We start from the raw sequence: 17619 nt of genomic DNA on the forward strand, positions 1-17619 counted from the left end.
GATCTACGTCATGACCGTCAAACTCCGCGCCGCCCTGGCGGCCGCAAGCCTTGCCGCCGCCGCGCATGCGGGCGGCGTCCATGCCGCCTATCCCGAACAGGCGATCAAGATCGTCGTGCCCTTCACCCCGGGCGGCGCGACTGACGCCGTGGCGCGGCTGCTGGCCAACAAGCTGTCGGGCAAGTTCGGCCAGCCCGTCATCGTCGAAAATCGTCCCGGCGCATCCACCGTGATCGGCGCGGAAGCGGCGGCGCGCGCGCAACCCGACGGCTATACCCTGATGCTGTCGGGCAGCACCACCTATACCGTGCTGCCGGCGCTCAAGCCTGGCCTGCCCTACGATCCGCAGAAGAGCTATGAACACATCGCCATCGTCGCCATGGCGCCCGTGGTGCTCCTGGCCAAGAACGGGCTGGCGGCCGCCACCGTGCAGGAAGCGGCCGCGCTGGCCCGGCAGCACAGCGCCAAGGGCGGCCTGATGTACGGCACCTTCGGCCCTGGATCCGCGCCGCACCTGGCCGGCGAGATGTACGCCGAGGCGGCGGGCGCCAAGATGATGCCGGTGCCCTACAAGGGCAGCGCGCAACTGGTCACGGCGATGATAGGCGGCGAGGTCGACCTGGGCGTGGACACCGTGTCTTCCGCCGCACCGCAGGTCCGCGCCGGCAAGATCCGCGCACTGGCCGTGACGGGCGAACGCCGCATGCCGCAACTGCCCGACGTGCCGACCTTCGCCGAAGCCGGCATGGCCGACGTTTCCTTCGTGGGCTGGTATGCGCTGGTGGCGCCGGCGCGCACGCCGGCCCCGGTGGTGGAAACCTTGAGCCGCGCCGTGGCGGAAATCATGGAGGATCCGCAAGTGCGCAAATCGGTCGCGGACCTGGCGCTGGATCCCGTCTATATGCCCGGGCCGGCATTCCAGGCGCAGATCGCGAAGGAACTGCGCACCTTTTCCGAAGTAGCGGCCCGCGCCGGCATCACCCTGGAATAGCCGCGGCGGGCTGGCGCCTGGCCTCAGTCCGGTTGGGTGCGGGTGATCTTGGACCCTTCCAGGCCCATGCCCGCCATCAGTCCCTGTCCGCCGAATGGCACGGCGTATACATCCTGGCTCAGGGTGGTGGTGGTAATGCTGGAGGCATAGCTGTCGTCCACCACGACCAGGCTCGGGCCGGCGCCGAGCGACCAGCCGTCGCTCTGGTCCAGGTACCGCAGCGCCGGCTCGTTCATGAAGAACAGCGCATAGCTGAACGCCTGCGCGCCGGCCTGCAGGCCGAACGATACCGCCGATATGTTGTAGTAGCCCTGGACCTTGCCGCCGCGGATGAGGGCGCCGTCGCCAGTTTCCGCGCCGACCAGCAGGCCGCCCTTCAGGATGCGGGGGAACACCAGCACACCCACCGCCTTCTTGCCCAGTTCACGCGTCCTGGGTTCCTGCTGGTACAGGCGATCCAGCGCACTCTGCGCCTCCCGGCTGAGCTCGGCCGCGGACTCCGCCCTGGCCTGCGGCGCCAGGAGGAAACAGGCAGCCCACAAAAAAAGGCTGGCCCACAGCCAACCCCAACGGTGCATAGGCAAAACGGACGCGCGACGCATACAGCCCCCTTGTCAAAAGGACGGCAAGCGCCCGACGCGCTCGCCCCGACTTGCCGGATCAGTATTGGCAGGCGTCGGGGCCTTGTCAAGATGCTACTGGCCCCTGTAGCGGTGCTCTGGTGCTCTGGCAGCGCTGGATCCTTACCATGGCATCAATGTCCCCAATTAGATTAGAATCGAAACTATTCTCAATAAAATCAGACCGTCCAGTCCGCGGCGGCATCAACAATAAAGAGGCTCGTCCTGAAATCCGGTTTCCGCCTATCCATGGCCTGGCTCCACACCTGGGTCGGCCTGTGGTTCTCATGGCTGCTGTTCGCCGTCTTCCTGACGGGATCGCTGGCCGTCTTCTCCGAACCCATCACGCACTGGATGACGCCCGAGCACCAGGAGGCGGAAGCCCAGGCTGCGCAAAAGGAAAGCGTCCCGGTGGACCGCGCCCGCCGGCTGGAGCTGGCGGTGGACTACATGGCGCGCAACCATGCTGGCGCGGGCATGTGGGAAATCTGGCCGGTGGACCGCTTTCACGAGAACGGGCTGACCGCCTATTGGTTCGACCAGAACGGCCAGTACGCGGATGCCGAGCTCGACCCCGAGACAGGCGCCGAACTGGCTGACCACCACGACGCCGAAGGCCGCGCGACGATGGGCGGCACGCATTTCGTGGACTTCCACTACACGCTGCACGACGCCGGCCTGGGGCTGTGGATCGTCGCCTTCGCCAGCATGGCGATGCTGGTCGCGCTGATTTCCGGCGTGGTCACGCACAAGCGCATCTTCAAGGACTTCTTCACCTTCCGCGCCAAGAAGGGCCAACGGTCCTGGCTGGATGCGCACAACGCGGTGGCGGTACTGACCCTGCCCTTCCAGTTCATGATCGCCTACACCGGCATCGTGATATCCAGCGCCCAGCTCATGCCCGCCCCGGTCGCGGCGACCTATGGCGCGGGCCCGCAGGCCAGCCGCCTGTACCTGGCCGAGCTGACGGGCGAAGAACGGCCAGACCGCACCGGCGTGGCGCTGGCCATGCCGGCGCTCGAGCCCATCGTGGCCCGCGGCGAACAGCTGATCGGGCAGACGGCGCGCGCCATCGTCATCAACAATCCCGAAGACAGCTCCATGCGCATCGGCGTCTACGGCTGGAACGAAGACGCAAACACCTTCCGCAACCTCAGTGCCACCACGGGCATGGCCGAATTCTCCGCCAGCGGCGAACTGCTGCGCCTGCGGCCGGCAGGCGGCGTGCATGGCGGCGCCCCTGCGCTGGCGTTCCAGGTGATGAGCGATCTGCACATGTCCAAATTCGGCGGGCTGGCCGTCAGCTGGCTGTACTTCATCTGCGGCCTGGCGGGCGCGGCCATGATGGGCACGGGCGCGCTGCTGTTCATGGTCAAGCGCCGCGCCAAGCATGGCGGCGAATTCGGCGGCGCGACGGCGCGCATGTACCGGCTGATAGAAGGATTGAACGTGGCGGCGCTGGCCGGACTGGCCATCGCCTGCATCAGCTACTTCTGGGCCAACCGCCTGCTGCCCGTGGCGCTGGAAAATCGCGCGCTGTGGGAGCTGCGCTGCTTCTTCCTGGTCTGGGCGTTGACCCTGGCGCATGCCTGGCTGTGCAGCCCGCGCCGCGCCTGGATCTCGCAGCTGGCCCTGCTGTCGGCGCTGTGCCTGCTGCTGCCGGTACTGTCGCTCGCCACGCTGGGCGACCATCCACTGGCGCAGATCGCGCGCGGCGACTGGGAAAGCGCCGGCGTCGAACTGACCTCCGTCGCATTCGGCGTACTATCGGGCTGGGCGGCCCTGCTGTTGTGGCGGCGGCCGGCAACCGCGCCCGCCCGGCGCAATCCCCGCAATGACGCAGAGGCGGCCGCATGAACACCAACGACCTGTACGCAATTTCCATGGCGCTGCTGCTGACCTATTCGGGCATGGCCTGCCTGAGCCTGGCCATGCCGCGCCATTACGACCAGGTCTGGGGACGCGATCCCTCCGCCCGCCATACCCGCGTGCTGCGCTGCGCCGGCGTGCTGCTGCTGGCGCTGGCGCTGCTGCCCTGCGTGGGACTGTGGGGCAATACCGTGGGCGTGGTGGCATGGCTGGGCTGGCTCTCGGCCGGCGCCCTGCTCTGGGTCGGCATGCTGTCGTGGGCGCCTCGCCCGGCGGCCCGCACCGCCGCGCTGGCCGTGGCGATATCCCTGGCCGGGGTCGGCATCGGCTTCTGAAGCGCGCGTTTGACGCGCATCAAGCAAGGCTGACATCCAGACCGTGCGGTGCGATATCTGCACCATATGTGGTGGTAGAGTTTTCACACCCTACTACATATGGTGTCAGCCATGCATATCCAGCACATCCTCAAGCGCGACGGCCGGGTCGCGGAGTTCGACCGCGACAAGATCGCCCAGGCCATGGCGGCGGCCGGCGGCAGCACCGGAGAACTGGACCTGGCAGGCGCACAAGCCCTGACCGACACCGTCATCGCCGCGCTGGAAGGCAACCCTTGCCCCGGCGTCGAAACCATCCAGAACCGCGTGGAAGAAGCCCTGGTCCAGGCCGGCCACTGGCGCACGGCGCGCGCCTACATCGTGCACCGCGAACAGCACGCCCGGCTGCGCGCGCTGCGCCACACGCTGGTGGACGTGGAAAGCGCGATGGAGGAATACCTGGACCAGCGCGACTGGCGTGTCAACGCCAACGCCAACCAGGGCTACAGCCTGGGCGGCCTGATCCTGAACGTGGCCGGCAAGGTCACCGCCAACTACTGGCTGTCCAATGTGTTCGCGCCCGAAGCGGGCCGCGCCCACCGCGAAGGCGACATCCACATCCACGACTTGGACATGCTGAGCGGCTACTGCGCCGGCTGGTCGCTGCGCCAACTGCTGACCGAGGGCTTCAACGGCATCCCTGGCAAGGTCGAAGCCACGCCGCCGCGCCACATGTCGGCGGCCATCGGCCAGATCGTCAACTTCCTGGGCACGCTGCAGAACGAATGGGCCGGCGCCCAGGCCTTCAGTTCCTTCGACACCTACATGGCGCCCTTCATCCGCCGCGACGCCATGACGTACGCGGAAGTGAAGCAGTCCATGCAGGAGCTGATCTACAACCTGAACGTGCCCAGCCGCTGGGGTACGCAGACGCCCTTCACCAACCTCACGTTCGACTGGACCTGCCCGCCTGACTTGAAGGACCAGATCCCGTACATCGGCGGCGAGGAAATGCCGTTCTCCTATGGCGAGCTGCAGACCGAGATGGACATGATCAACCGCGCCTACATCGAGGTCATGATGGCCGGCGATGCCAAGGGCCGCGTGTTCACCTTCCCCATCCCCACCTACAACATCACGCCCGACTTCGACTGGGACCATCCCAACACCGAGCGCCTGTTCGAAATGACGGCGCGCTACGGCCTGCCTTATTTCCAGAACTTCCTGAACTCGGACCTGGAGCCGCACATGGTGCGCTCGATGTGCTGCCGCCTGCAGCTGGACCTGCGCGAACTGCTCAAGCGCGGCAACGGACTGTTCGGATCGGCCGAGCAGACCGGCTCGGTCGGCGTGGTCACGGTCAACTGCGCGCGCCTGGGCTACACCTGCCGCGGCGACGAAGCGCGGCTGATGCAGCGGCTGGACCATCTGCTGGAACTGGGCCGCGACGTGCTGGAAACCAAGCGCAAGGTGGTGCAGCGCTACATCGACCAGGGGCTCTACCCCTATACCCGCCGCTACCTGGGCACCCTGCGCAATCACTTCAGCACGCTGGGCGTGAACGGCATCAACGAGATGATCCGCAACTTCACGGACGACGCCGAAGACGTCACCACCGCGGCGGGCCACGCCCTGGCGGTGCGGCTGCTGGACCGCGTGCGCGCCCGCATGACCGAGTTCCAGGAAGAGACCGGCCACTTGTATAACCTGGAGGCCACGCCGGCCGAAGGCACCACCTACCGCTTCGCCCGCGAAGACCGGAAACGCTATCCCGCCATCCTGCAGGCCGGCAGCGAGACGCAGCCCTACTACACCAACTCCAGCCAGCTGCCGGTGGGCCACACCGACGATCCCTTCCATGCGCTGGAGCTGCAGGAAACGCTGCAGGGCAAGTACACCGGCGGCACCGTGCTGCACCTGTACATGAACGAGGCCATTTCTTCCGCCGCCGCATGCAAGCAGCTGGTGCGCCGCGCGCTGTCGAACTTCCGGCTGCCCTACATCACGGTCACGCCGACTTTCTCCATCTGCCCCAACCATGGCTATCTGGCGGGGCATCATGAATTCTGCCCGAAATGCGATGCCGAACTGCTGGCCAAGCAGGCGGCATGCTGCACCCCGGCCTAGGGCCTGTACACGACGACAGGCTCTGGACCGGACCGCCGGGCAGCCGCCCGGCATCCACTCCTTGAGGAACCGCCATGCAAACCTTGATCGCTCCCGAAGTCACCCCCGCACCCGCCATGCAGCTGGACGACAGCCAGCGCGTGCGCTGCGAGATCTGGACCCGCGTCATGGGCTACCACCGCCCCGTCGCATCCTTCAACACCGGCAAACAGGGCGAATTCAATGAACGCCGCTTCTTCGTCGAACGCCGCGCCTGAAGGCGCCACGCCAGCCGCCGCGTCCACTACGGGCTGCGGCCCGGGCACGCGCCGGCTGACGGCGCGGCCGGCCTACCCGGCTGCGCCGCAACCGGTGGCCCAGCCCCTGCCGCGGCATTCGCACGCGGTCGGCGGGCTGGTGCCTTTTTCCACCGTGGACTGGCCCGGACAACTGGCGGCGGTCGTGTTCATCGCGGGCTGCCCCTGGCGCTGCCACTACTGCCACAACGTCGAGCTGCAGACCCGCAGCGCCCGCTACGATTGGCGCGAGACCCGCGCCTTCCTGGAAACGCGCAAGGGCCTGCTCGACGCCATCGTGTTTTCCGGCGGCGAGCCCCTGAGCGAACCGCGCCTGCCGCAGATGATCCGCGACGTCCGGCGCATGGGCTACCGCGTCGGCCTGCATACCGCCGGCATCTATCCCCTGCGCCTGGCCGACGTGCTGCGGCATCTGGACTGGGTCGGCCTGGACATCAAGGCCGACGCCCAGGGCTATGACGACATCACCGGCCGGCGCGATTCGCAGCGTCCCGCGCAGGCATGCCTGGCCCAACTGCTTTCGGCCGACATCGATTTCGAATGCCGCATCACCTGGCATCCGGACTGGCTGGACGAAACCCGGCTGCTGGCCCTGGCGCGCGAGCTGGCGCGCCGCGGCGTGCGCCGCTTTGCCGTACAGGGCGCGCGCCGCTCGCCCGATTCACCGCCGGTGCGCGCGCTGGGCGCGCCAGCCCTGGCGCTGCTGATGCAATGGTTCGAGGAGTTCGCCTATCGCTGAGCGGGGTGCAGCTCCGCTTGATCCTGCGCAAGGCGACCCGCTCCCCCTTGCTCTAGCCTCTGTCCACTTGAAAAGAGGAAAGACTCATCATGACGTGGTTCAAATCACTCACCCTCGCCGGACGCGAATTGCTGCCCATTGTCCAGGGCGGCATGGGCGTCGGCGTATCCGCCCATCGCCTGGCCGGCGCGGTCGCCAGCCAGAACGCCGTGGGCACCATCGCCAGTGTGGATTTGCGCCACCACCATCCCGATCTGATGGAGAAAACCGAGCGCTGCCATGACCGCGACGTCATCGACAGCGCCAACCAGGTCGCGCTGGACCGCGAAGTGCGCGCCGCGCTGGACACGGCGCAGGGCCGCGGCCTGGTGGCCGTGAACGTCATGAAGGCGGTGCGCGACCATCCCGCCCTGGTGCGACAGGCCTGCGAAAGCGGCGCCCAGGCCATCGTCATGGGCGCGGGCCTGCCGCTGGACCTGCCCGAGATGACCGCCGACTATCCCAAGGTGGCGCTGGTGCCCATCCTGTCCGAGGCGCGCGGCGTGGCCGTGGTGCTGAAGAAATGGATGAAGAAGGGCCGCATGGCCGACGCCGTGGTGATCGAGCACCCCGGTTACGCCGGCGGCCATCTGGGCGCGGCCCGGCTGGACGACATCCACAATGAGCGCTTCGACTTCCAGCGCGTGCTGGCCGATTGCCACACGCTGTTCCAGGAACTGGCGTTGGGCTCGGACGCTCCCCGCCTGATCGTGGCGGGCGGCGTGGGCAGCCACGAGCAGGTGCGCCATTGGCTGGCCAACGGCGCCGACGGCGTGCAGGTCGGCACGGCCTTTGCCGTCACCGACGAGGGCGACGCGCACGAGAACTTCAAGCGCGTGCTGATCGACGCCGATCCGGACAAGCTGGCCGAATTCACCAGCGTGGCGGGTCTGCCGGCCCGCGCCGTGGAAACGCCCTGGCTGACGCGCTATCTGCGCCAGGAAAAGACCTTGCAGGCCAACACCCGCTGCGACGCGCGGCGCTGCAGCCAGCGCATGGACTGCCTGACGCAATGCGGACTGCGCGATGGCCTGGCACGCTTCGGGCAATTCTGCATCGACCTGAAGCTGGCGGCCGCCATGCGCGGCGAAGTCAGCCGCGGCCTGTTCTTCCGCGGCGCGTCCAAGCTGCCCTTCGGCAGCGCCATACGCTCGGTGCGCGAATTGATGGACTATCTGCTGCACGGCGAGATGCCCGCCGCGGCCTGAGTCCCGCCGGCCTCCTTCGACCGGGGGCTTTCAAAAATAATTGAACGACGTATAATATTATTCGTCGTTCAATTATTTTCGCATCATGGACTCCTCCATCCCGCCCTCATCCGAATCCGCCGCGCCCGAGGCCGGGCGCCGGGAACGCAAACGCCTGCAAACCCTGGACCACCTGGCGCAAACCGCCTGGCGCCTGTTCGAAACCCTGGGTTATGACGCGGTCACCATGGAACAGATCGCCGCGCAGGCGGATGTTTCCAAGGGCACGCTGTACAACCATTTCCCCGTCAAGGAAGCCCTGCTGGCGCACCGCTTCCATGGCGAACTGGCCGCCAGCATCCGGGAACTCCAGCCGGCGCTGCGCGCCCTGCCCACCCTCGCCCGGCGCTTGACGCGGATACTGCATGCCTCGGCCCACTGGTCCGAATCGCATCGCGCCTACCTGGGGCCGTACCTGCGCTACCGGCTTTCCACGCTGCAGCCCGGCGCGCGCGACGACGGCCGCTATCCGCGCAGCGGCATGCAGGCGCTGTACACGGCGCTGGTCGAGGAGGCTCAGGCCGCCGGCCAGGCGCGGACCGATCTAGCCGCCGCGCAACTGGCGCATCAGCTGCAATTCCTGTACCTGGGCGCGATGCTGCGCTGGCTGGACCAACCCCGCGCCAGCTTGAAGGCGGAGTTCGACGCCGCCATCAGCCTCTTCGTGCGCGGCGTGACCCCCGAGGTGTCGGCATGACTGCCGCCGTGCTCGACTGGGCCGGCGCCGCCCTGGCCGGCCCGCAGGCGGCCGGCGGCAAGGGCTGGCAGTTGGGCCGCATGGCGCAGTTGGGCGTGCCGGTGCCCGACGGCTTCGTGCTGCCCGCCACGCTGAGCCTCGATCGGGCGCCGGGCCAGGCGCTGCCGCCCGCCGTCGCCCAAGCGCTGCGCGCTGAACTGGCCGCGCGCGGCTGGCTCGAACGGCCGCTGGCCTTGCGCTCGTCCGCTCCGCAGGAAGATTCCGCCGGCGCGTCGTTCGCGGGGATCCATCTTTCCTGCCTGAACGTGCGCGGCGCGGATGCGGCGATCGACGCCGTGCCGCAGGTCTGGGATTCGCAATGGACGCCGCAGGCCTGCGCCTACCGGGAGAAGCTGGGGCTGCACCCGGCCGGCATGGCCGTGGTCGTCATGCCGCTGATCGACGCGGCCGCGTCCGGCATCGCCTTCACCATCGACCCCGTATCGGGACGGCATGACGAGATGCTCATCCATGCCAACTGGGGCTTGGGCGAGTCCCTGGTCGACGGCGCGGCGCAAGGCGATGAATACCGTCTGCGTGAAGACTATCTGCGCCAGGCGTGGCCCCTGGCCGGCCGCCGCATCGGCGCCAAACGCCACGCCAGCCAAGCCGCGGGGGGCGCGGGCACCTTGCTTGCCCCCACGCCCGCCGCGCGCGCGGCCCAGGCCGTGCTGAGCGACGCGCAGGCCGTAGCCCTGGGCGACATCGTGCGCGACGCGGCGCGGGCGCTGGACTATGCCGGCGGCGGCTACGACATCGAATGGGTCTGGGATGGGCGGCAATTCTGGATCGTGCAAGCGCGCCCCGTCACCGCGGCGGCGCGCCACACCTATCCGGCGCTGCGCGCGCAACCTGCCTACTGGTCGCGTGGCAACACCCGCGAGGTCCTGCCGCTGGCCATGTCGGCGCTGGAATGGGACACGGGGCGTGTCATGGCGCAACGCATGCTGACCACGGGTTTTGAACTGAGCGGCTATTCCACCCTGCCAGGCGTGCGGCTGGCGGCCCTGTTCCAGGGCCGGGTCTATCTGGACGCCTCGGTCATCCAATGGGTGGGCTACGACGCGCTAGGCGTGCCGCCGAAAGCCATGAACGCCCTGCTGGGCGGCCCCCAGCCCGACATCGCGGTGGCGCCGCTGACGCTGGTGCAACGCCTGCGGCATGGCGCGCGCATCCTGCGCTACCTGCGCCGCGCAGCCCCTTTGCGCAAGCAGGCGGACCAGGACCTGCCGCGCCTGTTCGCCCGCGCCCAGGCCTGGCTGAACGAGCCCGCGCCCGCGTCCAACGCCGCGCTGGGCGCGCGCTTGCGGGAACAATTCCACACGGTGCTGGCGGCGGATCAATTGTTCTTCCTGCAAGGCTCGGGCGGCGGCGCGCTGCACAAGCTGCTGGAGCTGGTGGAAAAAGCCTGCCCCGGCGAAGGCCATGCGCTCACGGCCGCGCTGATGGCCGGCGGCGAACCCAGCGTCACCGCGGCGCAAAGCTATGCCCTCATGGCGCTGGCCAAACTGGCCGCCGATGACGTGCGCGTGATGGACTGGCTGCGCGATCCCGCGCGCGACAACGCCGGCTGGCAGAACGCCTTGCCGGACGGCCCCTTCAAGCAGGCTTTCGCGGACTTCCTGCGCCAGTACGGCCATCGCGCCGTTTATGAAACCTATCTGCGCAACCCGCGCTGGCGCGAGGATCCCGGCTATCTGCTGGACAGCGTGTTGCAGTTGACCGACGCCGATCCTGCCGCGCTGCACGCCCGGCAGGACACCGCGGCAAGCCAAGCCCAGTTGCGCCTGCGCGCGACACTACCCTTCTGGCAGCGCCCGCTGGTCGCCCGGCTGCTGGCCGCGGCCCGCATCGAGGGCAGGCAGCGCGAGGCCGCTCGCAGCGTGTTGGTGGCCTATCTTGCGGCCGCGCGCAAGAACGCGTTGGCGCTGGGCCGCCGCTTCGTTCGCCCCGACGGTCTGGCCGCCGCGGACGACATCTTCCACCTGAACGCGGCCGAACTCTTCGCCCTGGCCGAAGCCAGGCTGACGCCCGCCGCCGCGGGCCGCCGCGCCGCCCTGCGCCGGGCTCAGCTGGAAGCCTGGGCCTCGACCCCGGATCAGGACGTCATTGCCGAGCATGCCGAAAAAGGCTCCGCGGCGCTCGCGACCCCGGCGCCTGCCGATTCCGACGCCGCCGGATCCTGGCGCGGCACGCCTGCCGCGGGCGGCCATGCGCAGGCCGGCGCTTTCGTCGCCCACTCGCCGTCCGAAGGACTGGCCATGCCCGCGGGCGGCATCCTGGTCGCCGCGTCCACCGACCCGGCCTGGACGCCGCTGTTCCTGCGGGCTGGCGCCCTGGTCATGGAGGCGGGCGGCTACCTGTCGCACGGCGCCATCGTGGCGCGCGAGTTCGGCATACCGGCAATCGTCAATGTGCAAGGCATCATGCGGCACGTCGCCACCGGCGACATCCTGGAAGTGGACGCGTCGCGCGGCACGGTACGGCGGCTGGCATCCGCTTCCAGCCTAGCCACGCCCGGCCCGTAGAAACCGCGCAGCGCCCGCTAGCGCGCCGCGGCCAGGTCGAACTGGAACACCGCGCCCGCGCCGGCGCGCTCCACCAGCCGGATCTCGCTGTGGTGCAGCTGCAGAATGCGCTGCACGATCACCAGCCCCAGGCCGCCTCCGTCGCCCGGACCGCGATTCAAGGCGCTGGCCCGCGTGAAGAGGCCGGCGCGCAGCGCCTGCGGTATGCCCTCGCCGGTATCGCTGACCTGCACCTGCACCAGGTTGTGCGCGCTGCCCAGCCGCAGTTCGATGAGGCCGCCCGGCGGACTGTGGCGGATGGCGTTGTCCAGCAGATTGGTCAGCACGCGTTCGATCAGCCCCAGATCCGCGCGCACCGGCGGCAGCTCGCGCGGGATGTCCGTGGTCAGCCGTTGCTGGCGCGCCTCGGCCGCCAGTTCGAACTTCTGCATCACGTCCTGCACCAGCTCGGGCAGCGAAAAGGTTTCCGGTTCCAGCCGCACCAGGCCGGACTCCAGGCGCGCCAGCTCGAAGAGCTCCTGTGCCAGGCGGCCGACCTTGCGGCTTTGCGCCAGCGCAATGTCCAGGTAGCGGCGGCGTTCGTCCGGATCCAGCGTCTGGTCCTTCAGCCTCAGCGTTTCCAGATAGCCGTGCAGCGAGGTCAGCGGCGTGCGCAGATCGTGCGAGATGTTGGCGACCAGGTCGCGCCGCTGCTGGTCCTGCCGCGTCAGTTCGCGCCACTGGTCCGATATGCGCTTGCCCATCTGCACGAAGCTGCGCCGCAGCACCGCGATCTCATCTCCATTGCGCTCCGAGGCGTCGCCCGGGCGTTCCAGCGCAGCCAGGGCCTGCCCGTCGTCACCCTCGAAGGCGCGCACGGCCCGCGTCAGGCCGCGCAGCGGGCGCGTGATCAGCGCGAACGCCGCCAGCCCGGCCACCAACCCAAGCAGCGCGACCAGCGCGATCGACCACAGGGTCGTGCGCAGCACGGAACTGCGCGACACCGCCATCGCCAGCGCATCGTGCGCCTGGCCTTGCAGCACCACGTAGACATAGCCCTTGTCCTGCCCGCCCACGCGCACCGGCGCGGCGCTGAAGACCTTCTGCGCGTCCAGGCTGCGCGGATCGTCCCCCGTGATGGGCAGCATGCCGCCCGCCAGCAGGCGCTTGACGGGTTCGAGGTCGACGCGGTCGCGCTTGATCTGGCCAGCGGGCGCGGCATCGCCCACGATGCGGCCATCGTTGGACAGCAGATAGACTTCCACCGCGGGGTTCACGGCCATCAGCATGTCGAACAGCGAACGCACCGCGGCGGGTTTCCAGCCGTTGGTGTCCATCAATTCGTTGGCGCCGGCGATGTGCTGCGCCAGTCCGCTGGACAGGCGCTGGACCACCTCTTGCTCGTAGCGGGAATTGGCCGCGATCTGCAGCCACGCCGAAGCCCCGCAGCAAGCGAGCAGCAGCAGCGCGAACACGGCGGACAGCCGTTGGGTGAGCGTGAACCGCTTCATGATGCGCCTCCCGCGCCGGCCGGCCCCGCGGCGAATTTATAGCCCTTGCCCCATACCGTCAGAATGCGCCGCGGGTCGGACGGGTCCGCCTCGATCTTGGTGCGCAGCCGGTTGATGTGGGTATTGACCGTGTGTTCATAGCCTTCGTGCTGGTAGCCCCACACCTGGTTCAGCAGATCCATGCGCGAGAAAACCTTGTCCGGATGGCGCGCGAAGAAATGCAGCAGGTCGAACTCGCGCGGCGTCAGGTCCAGGCGGCGGCCGTCGACCTCGGCCGTGCGCGCCACCGGATCGATGGCCACGCCGTGCAGGGCCAGGCTGCCGGCGTCGATGCGCGCGTTGCGCTCCAGGGCGTCGCTGCGGCGCAGGAGCGCCCGCACCCGCGCCACCAGTTCCAGCATGGAGAACGGCTTGGCCAGGTAGTCGTCCGCGCCCAGCTCCAGCCCCAGGATGCGATGCACTTCGCTGGAGCGCGCGCTGGTGATGATGATGGGCGTATAGCGCGCCATGGCGCGGGCGCGCTTGCAGATCTCCAGGCCGTCGATGCCCGGCAGCATCAGGTCCAGCACCAGGGCGTCCCAGCTGCCTTCCTCCAGCCGCCGCATGCCTTCGTTGCCGTCGGCGGCATGTTCGACCGCATAGCCTTCGTCCCGCAGATGCAGGCGCAGCAATTCGGCGATGTGGGCGTCGTCTTCGACGATGAGTACGCGTCGGGGCGTGTCCATGGGCAGGAACTCTAAAGGGGCTATGCGCCTATTGTCGCCAATCCGCGCCGCCGAGTTATCACAATTAATTTAAGTTTGCGTGAGGACTTCGGTATCGGCCCCGGGGAAGAATGGCTCCAACGACAACAAGCCCCCCGGAGTCCCGCCATGCTGGCCACCCCCGCAAGCCATGACGCCCCAGTTCCGCCGGCCCATGTTCCCATCCATCCCGGGTGGCTGCGCGCCATGCACTGGCTCAACGCCCTGGCCGTGGTGGTCATGGCGATGAGCGGCTGGCGCATCTACAACGCCTCGCCCCTGTTCGACTTCGTCTTTCCCAGGGAAATCACGCTGGGCGGCTGGCTGGGCGGCGCCCTGCAATGGCACTTCGCCGGCATGTGGCTGCTGTTCTTCAATGGCGTCCTCTATCTGGCGATGAATCTGGCCACCGGCCGTCTCTGGCGCAAGTTCTTCCCCTTGAGCGCCCGTGGCGTGGCCGCCGACCTGGGCGCGGCGCTGCGCGGCAAGCTCGCCCATGCCGACCCGCGCCGCTACAACCAGGTGCAGCGCCTGGCCTACCTGTTCGTGATGCTCGATATCGCGGTGCTGGTGCTGTCCGGACTGGTGCTGTGGAAGTCGGTGCAGTTCGAGCTGCTGCGCGAACTGATGGGCGGATACGAGGCCGCGCGCCGCGTGCATTTCATCGCCATGGCCTTGCTGACGGCGTTCGTGGCGGTCCACCTGCTGATGGTGGCGCTGGTGCCCCGCAGCCTGATCGCCATGATCCGCGGCAAATAAGGAGCCCTCCGTGAACAAGCACAAGCGCCCCTCCCTGCCCGGCCTGGACGGCCCCGCCATCCTCAAGGACGCCGGCAGGATCCTGGAAAAACGAGTCGAACAGCCCTCGCGCCGCGCCTTCCTGCGCAACAGCCTGACCCTGGGCGGGCTGGCCATGCTGTCGGGCTGCTCGCTGTCCGACGATGAAAGCGTGGAAAAGGCCCTGACCGCCGTCTCGCGCTTCAACGACCGGGTGCAGGGCTGGATCTTCGATCCGAGCAAGCTGGCGCCCACCTATCCCGAATCCATGATCACGCGGCCCTTCCCCTTCAACGCCTATTACGGCATCGACCAGGTGCGGCACGTGGACGAGGAATCGTTCCGCCTGGAAGTCAGCGGCCTGGTCGCCGACAAGCGCCGCTGGCGGCTGGAGGAACTGCGCGCCATGGCACAGATCGACCAGGTGACGCGGCACATCTGCGTGGAAGGCTGGAGCGCCATCGGCAAATGGGGCGGCGTGCCGTTTTCCGCCTTCCTCAAGCGCGTGGGCGCGGACCTGAACGCCAAGTACGTCGGCTTCCAGTGCGCAGACGACTACTACACCAGCATCGACATGCCCACCGCATTGCACCCCCAGACCATCCTGGCGCTGACCTACGACGGCCAGACGCTGCCACCAGAGTACGGCTTCCCCATGAAGCTGCGCATGCCCACCAAGCTTGGCTACAAGAACCCCAAGCACATACAGGCAATTTTCGTCACCAACACCTACCCGGGCGGTTACTGGGAGGACCAGGGCTACAACTGGTTCGGCGGCAGCTAGGTGGAATCTTTACCCAACCCCTCTCCATAAAGGAACGCATCATGAAGAAAATCGCTACCACCGCCGCGCTGTCCCTGTGCCTGGCCTTCGGCGCCGCGGCAGTCCACGCCGCCGACAACATGAGCAAGGACGCGATGGGCGGCGGCTCGATGTCCAAGGACTCGATGGCCAAGGATGGCATGTCGAAGGGCGGGATGTCCAAGGACGGCATGTCGAAAGACGGCATGGGCAAGGACTCGATGTCCAAGGATGGCATGTCCAAGGATTCAATGTCCAAGGACGGCATGTCGAAGGACGGCATGTCGAAGGATTCGATGTCCAAGGGCGGCATGTCGAAGGATGGCATGTCCAAGGACGGCATGTCGAAAGGCGGCATGTCCAAGGACGGCATGAAGCAATAGCGTCCAACCGGCCCGCCCCTGATCCGGAGCATGTCATGAAACTAGACCGCAGGCATTTCCTGGGCCTGGGCAGCGCGGCGGCCATCGTCGCCAGCCTGGCCCCGGTCCTGGCCGCGCGCGGCGGCCCCACGGCCGCCGCCCAGGCCTTCCCCTACACGCTGAGCGACGCGCAATGGCGCGAACGGCTCACGCGCGAACAATACGAGGTACTGCGCCGCGAAGGAACCGAGCGCCCCTACTCCAGCCCGCTGGACAAGGAGCGCCGCAAGGGCGCCTACGCCTGCGCCGGCTGCGCCCATCCGCTGTTCTCGTCGTCCACCAAATTCGACAGCGGCACCGGCTGGCCCAGCTTCTGGCAACCGATGGACGGCGCCGTCGGTGAAACCAAGGACAGCAGCTTCGGCATGACGCGCGTTGCCGTGCATTGCGCCAATTGCGGCGGCCATCTGGGCCATGTCTTTGACGACGGCCCGCGCCCGACGGGACTACGCTATTGCATGAATGGCGTGGCCCTGGCGTTCACCCCCCAGGCCTGAACCCCGGCCGCCCTATCCATCAGGAGACACCATGTCCGCCACCTACCTGCCCCGCAAACTCTGCGCCGCGCTGGCCGCCGCCTGCGGCCTGCTGGGCGCCGCCTCGGCCAACGCCGCGGAAGCCGCCTTCATCATTCCGCCCCCGGCAATCGACCAGCCCGCGGCCGCCGCCATGCAAAAAGCCGTCATCGCCGGCGGCTGCTTCTGGGGCGTGCAAGCCGTGTTCCAGCACGTCAAGGGCGTGAGCTCCGCCGTCTCCGGCTACGCCGGCGGCCAGGCGTCCACCGCCAATTACGACACCGTCAGCGGCGGGCGCAGCGGCCACGCCGAAGCGGTCGAGATCACCTACGACCCCGCCCAGGTCAGCTACGGCCAGCTGCTGCAGATCTATTTCTCGGTGGCTCACGACCCCACCCAGCTCAACCGCCAGGGTCCGGACAGCGGCACCCAGTACCGTTCAACGGTATTCCCCGCGGACGACGGTCAGCGCAAGGTCGCCGAAGCCTACATCGCGCAGCTCAACCAAGCCGGCGTCTATCCCAAGGCGCTCGCCACGACGATAGAACCGCTGAAGGCCTTCTACCCCGCCGAGGACTACCACCAGGACTATCTCGTGCGCCATCCGTACAGCATGTACATCATGGTGAACGACGTACCCAAGGTCGAAAACCTGGCCAAGACGTTCCCGCAGCAATATCGGGACAAGCCTGTGCTGGTGAAATGAAAACGATAAATGGAGCCGGTCGCGCGCAAGCGCCGTGACATGCGAAGTCTCCACTACGGAGCTTTCATCTCCTTCTTTTCCTCCTTCTCCTTCTTTTCTCCATCGTAGTGGGACTTGATGGCGAGGAACATGCCCGTTCCCAACACGAGGAGCTTGAACGTACCGAAGACTACAGGGACCCAAAAATTCATCATTTCCTCAAAACGCTGCTTCAGCAGCTTCATTTACGACTCGTGGGCCAGGCCAAGACAAACGAACTCAGCGCCGCCGAGCGCTATCAGCAGGTACCGCGAATAGGAACCGGAGATTTTTCCCCATGCCTTCCTCTGACGGTTGCTTAAAAATGGCAACGCAAAAAGAGGTTGGAAATGGGCAGAGCGAGCGCCATACGCCCTGCAAACAATCGGAGTTTACCGTCGAACTTCATGCAACTTGCTGCACCGGAAACTGCTACGTATCCGCGACCGTATCAGTTCAGCCACGGCGGCTCATGCCTGCCCCGTACATCGCCATGCGCAGTAGCGGCATGTAGTTTTCCCAGCAGATCACGGTACCCAGTTTTCCGCGGGGTGTATCGAACACGGGCATGGCGGAGCCGTCGCCATAGCCCCAGATCAACTGTTCCACGACGGTCGGCATCCATTTGCGTTGCTTGCTG

18 protein-coding genes and 1 pseudogene are annotated in these 17619 nt (G+C 67.6%); 14 read left to right on the top strand and 5 right to left on the bottom strand.

Annotated elements, in window-relative coordinates; all coding sequences use genetic code 11:
* Positions 1-10 precede the first annotated feature (10 nt).
* Positions 11-991, top strand: coding sequence for a Bug family tripartite tricarboxylate transporter substrate binding protein (locus FOC84_RS31110; protein ID WP_173149146.1), 981 nt, complete (start codon positions 11-13; stop codon positions 989-991).
* Positions 992-1014: 23 nt separating this feature from the next.
* Here the strand turns inward: FOC84_RS31110 and FOC84_RS31115 are convergent, their stop codons facing one another.
* Positions 1015-1533, bottom strand: a complete 519-nt coding sequence (locus FOC84_RS31115; RefSeq protein WP_302053181.1) for a lipid-binding SYLF domain-containing protein — start codon at positions 1531-1533, stop codon at positions 1015-1017.
* Between the two features lie 327 nt (positions 1534-1860).
* Here FOC84_RS31115 and FOC84_RS31120 point away from each other — a divergent pair, with 327 nt between their 5' ends.
* From FOC84_RS31120 to FOC84_RS31155, 8 genes are all read left to right on the top strand, one after another.
* Positions 1861-3468: a PepSY-associated TM helix domain-containing protein gene (locus FOC84_RS31120; RefSeq protein ID WP_173149151.1), complete on the top strand. Its 1608-nt coding sequence runs from the start codon at positions 1861-1863 to the stop codon at positions 3466-3468.
* Positions 3465-3815 carry a DUF3325 domain-containing protein gene (locus FOC84_RS31125; protein ID WP_173149153.1) on the top strand — a complete coding sequence of 117 codons (351 nt, stop codon included), beginning with the start codon at positions 3465-3467 and terminating at the stop codon, positions 3813-3815. The genes FOC84_RS31120 and FOC84_RS31125 overlap by 4 nt, the downstream gene beginning before the upstream one ends.
* A gap of 111 nt (positions 3816-3926) precedes the next feature.
* On the top strand, positions 3927-5921 hold the full coding sequence (locus FOC84_RS31130) for a ribonucleoside triphosphate reductase (RefSeq protein WP_173149155.1): 1995 nt from the start codon (positions 3927-3929) through the stop codon (positions 5919-5921).
* 74 nt (positions 5922-5995) lie between these two features.
* Positions 5996-6178 (top strand): anaerobic ribonucleoside-triphosphate reductase, encoded by a 183-nt coding sequence (nrdD, locus tag FOC84_RS31135; protein ID WP_173149157.1) that lies wholly within the window; start codon positions 5996-5998, stop codon positions 6176-6178.
* Positions 6144-6956 (top strand): anaerobic ribonucleoside-triphosphate reductase activating protein, encoded by an 813-nt coding sequence (locus FOC84_RS31140; RefSeq protein ID WP_173149159.1) that lies wholly within the window; start codon positions 6144-6146, stop codon positions 6954-6956. The genes nrdD and FOC84_RS31140 overlap by 35 nt, the downstream gene beginning before the upstream one ends.
* Positions 6957-7045: 89 nt before the next feature.
* Positions 7046-8203 carry an NAD(P)H-dependent flavin oxidoreductase gene (locus FOC84_RS31145; protein ID WP_173149161.1) on the top strand — a complete coding sequence of 386 codons (1158 nt, stop codon included), beginning with the start codon at positions 7046-7048 and terminating at the stop codon, positions 8201-8203.
* An 85-nt stretch (positions 8204-8288) separates the two neighbouring features.
* Positions 8289-8939 carry a TetR/AcrR family transcriptional regulator gene (locus tag FOC84_RS31150; protein WP_173149163.1) on the top strand — a complete coding sequence of 217 codons (651 nt, stop codon included), beginning with the start codon at positions 8289-8291 and terminating at the stop codon, positions 8937-8939.
* Entirely contained in the window at positions 8936-11506 is a 2571-nt protein-coding gene (locus tag FOC84_RS31155; RefSeq protein WP_173149165.1) for a PEP/pyruvate-binding domain-containing protein, read from the top strand. Before FOC84_RS31150 ends, FOC84_RS31155 begins: the two co-directional genes overlap by 4 nt.
* 17 nt (positions 11507-11523) lie before the next feature.
* Here FOC84_RS31155 and FOC84_RS31160 read toward each other — a convergent pair whose 3' ends face one another.
* Both FOC84_RS31160 and FOC84_RS31165 read right to left on the bottom strand, forming a co-directional pair.
* On the bottom strand, positions 11524-12996 hold the full coding sequence (locus FOC84_RS31160; protein WP_173149167.1) for a sensor histidine kinase: 1473 nt from the start codon (positions 12994-12996) through the stop codon (positions 11524-11526).
* Positions 12993-13721: a response regulator transcription factor gene (locus FOC84_RS31165; RefSeq protein WP_173149169.1), complete on the bottom strand. Its 729-nt coding sequence runs from the start codon at positions 13719-13721 to the stop codon at positions 12993-12995. Before FOC84_RS31165 ends, FOC84_RS31160 begins: the two co-directional genes overlap by 4 nt.
* 147 nt (positions 13722-13868) lie before the next feature.
* Here FOC84_RS31165 and FOC84_RS31170 point away from each other — a divergent pair, with 147 nt between their 5' ends.
* Genes FOC84_RS31170 through msrA form a run of 5 tightly spaced genes read left to right on the top strand, consistent with a single transcriptional unit; the run spans position 13869 to position 16961 of the window.
* The gene (locus FOC84_RS31170; RefSeq protein ID WP_173149171.1) at positions 13869-14498 is read left to right on the top strand and encodes a cytochrome b/b6 domain-containing protein; all 630 of its coding nucleotides are present in this window, start codon (positions 13869-13871) and stop codon (positions 14496-14498) included.
* Between the two features lie 10 nt (positions 14499-14508).
* Entirely contained in the window at positions 14509-15300 is a 792-nt protein-coding gene (locus tag FOC84_RS31175; protein WP_173149173.1) for a molybdopterin-dependent oxidoreductase, read from the top strand.
* A 41-nt stretch (positions 15301-15341) separates the two neighbouring features.
* On the top strand, positions 15342-15701 hold the full coding sequence (locus FOC84_RS31180) for a pentapeptide MXKDX repeat protein (protein WP_173149176.1): 360 nt from the start codon (positions 15342-15344) through the stop codon (positions 15699-15701).
* 35 nt (positions 15702-15736) lie between these two features.
* Entirely contained in the window at positions 15737-16237 is a 501-nt protein-coding gene (msrB, locus tag FOC84_RS31185) for a peptide-methionine (R)-S-oxide reductase MsrB (RefSeq protein WP_173149178.1), read from the top strand.
* Between the two features lie 31 nt (positions 16238-16268).
* Complete coding sequence (gene msrA, locus FOC84_RS31190) at positions 16269-16961, top strand: peptide-methionine (S)-S-oxide reductase MsrA (RefSeq protein ID WP_173149180.1); 693 nt, start codon at positions 16269-16271, stop codon at positions 16959-16961.
* 53 nt (positions 16962-17014) lie between these two features.
* On the opposite strand, the gene FOC84_RS31195 is transcribed toward msrA, so the two are convergent.
* Positions 17015-17185 carry a hypothetical protein gene (locus FOC84_RS31195; protein ID WP_173149182.1) on the bottom strand — a complete coding sequence of 57 codons (171 nt, stop codon included), beginning with the start codon at positions 17183-17185 and terminating at the stop codon, positions 17015-17017.
* Positions 17186-17459: 274 nt separating this feature from the next.
* Positions 17460-17615 (bottom strand): annotated as a pseudogene (locus FOC84_RS33465) (nitrilase-related carbon-nitrogen hydrolase); the annotation flags it as partial.
* Positions 17616-17619: the final 4 nt, after the last annotated feature.

This window comes from Achromobacter pestifer, from assembly GCF_013267355.1.
In the GTDB taxonomy this organism is placed as follows: Bacteria; Pseudomonadota; Gammaproteobacteria; order Burkholderiales; family Burkholderiaceae_B; genus Achromobacter; species Achromobacter pestifer_A.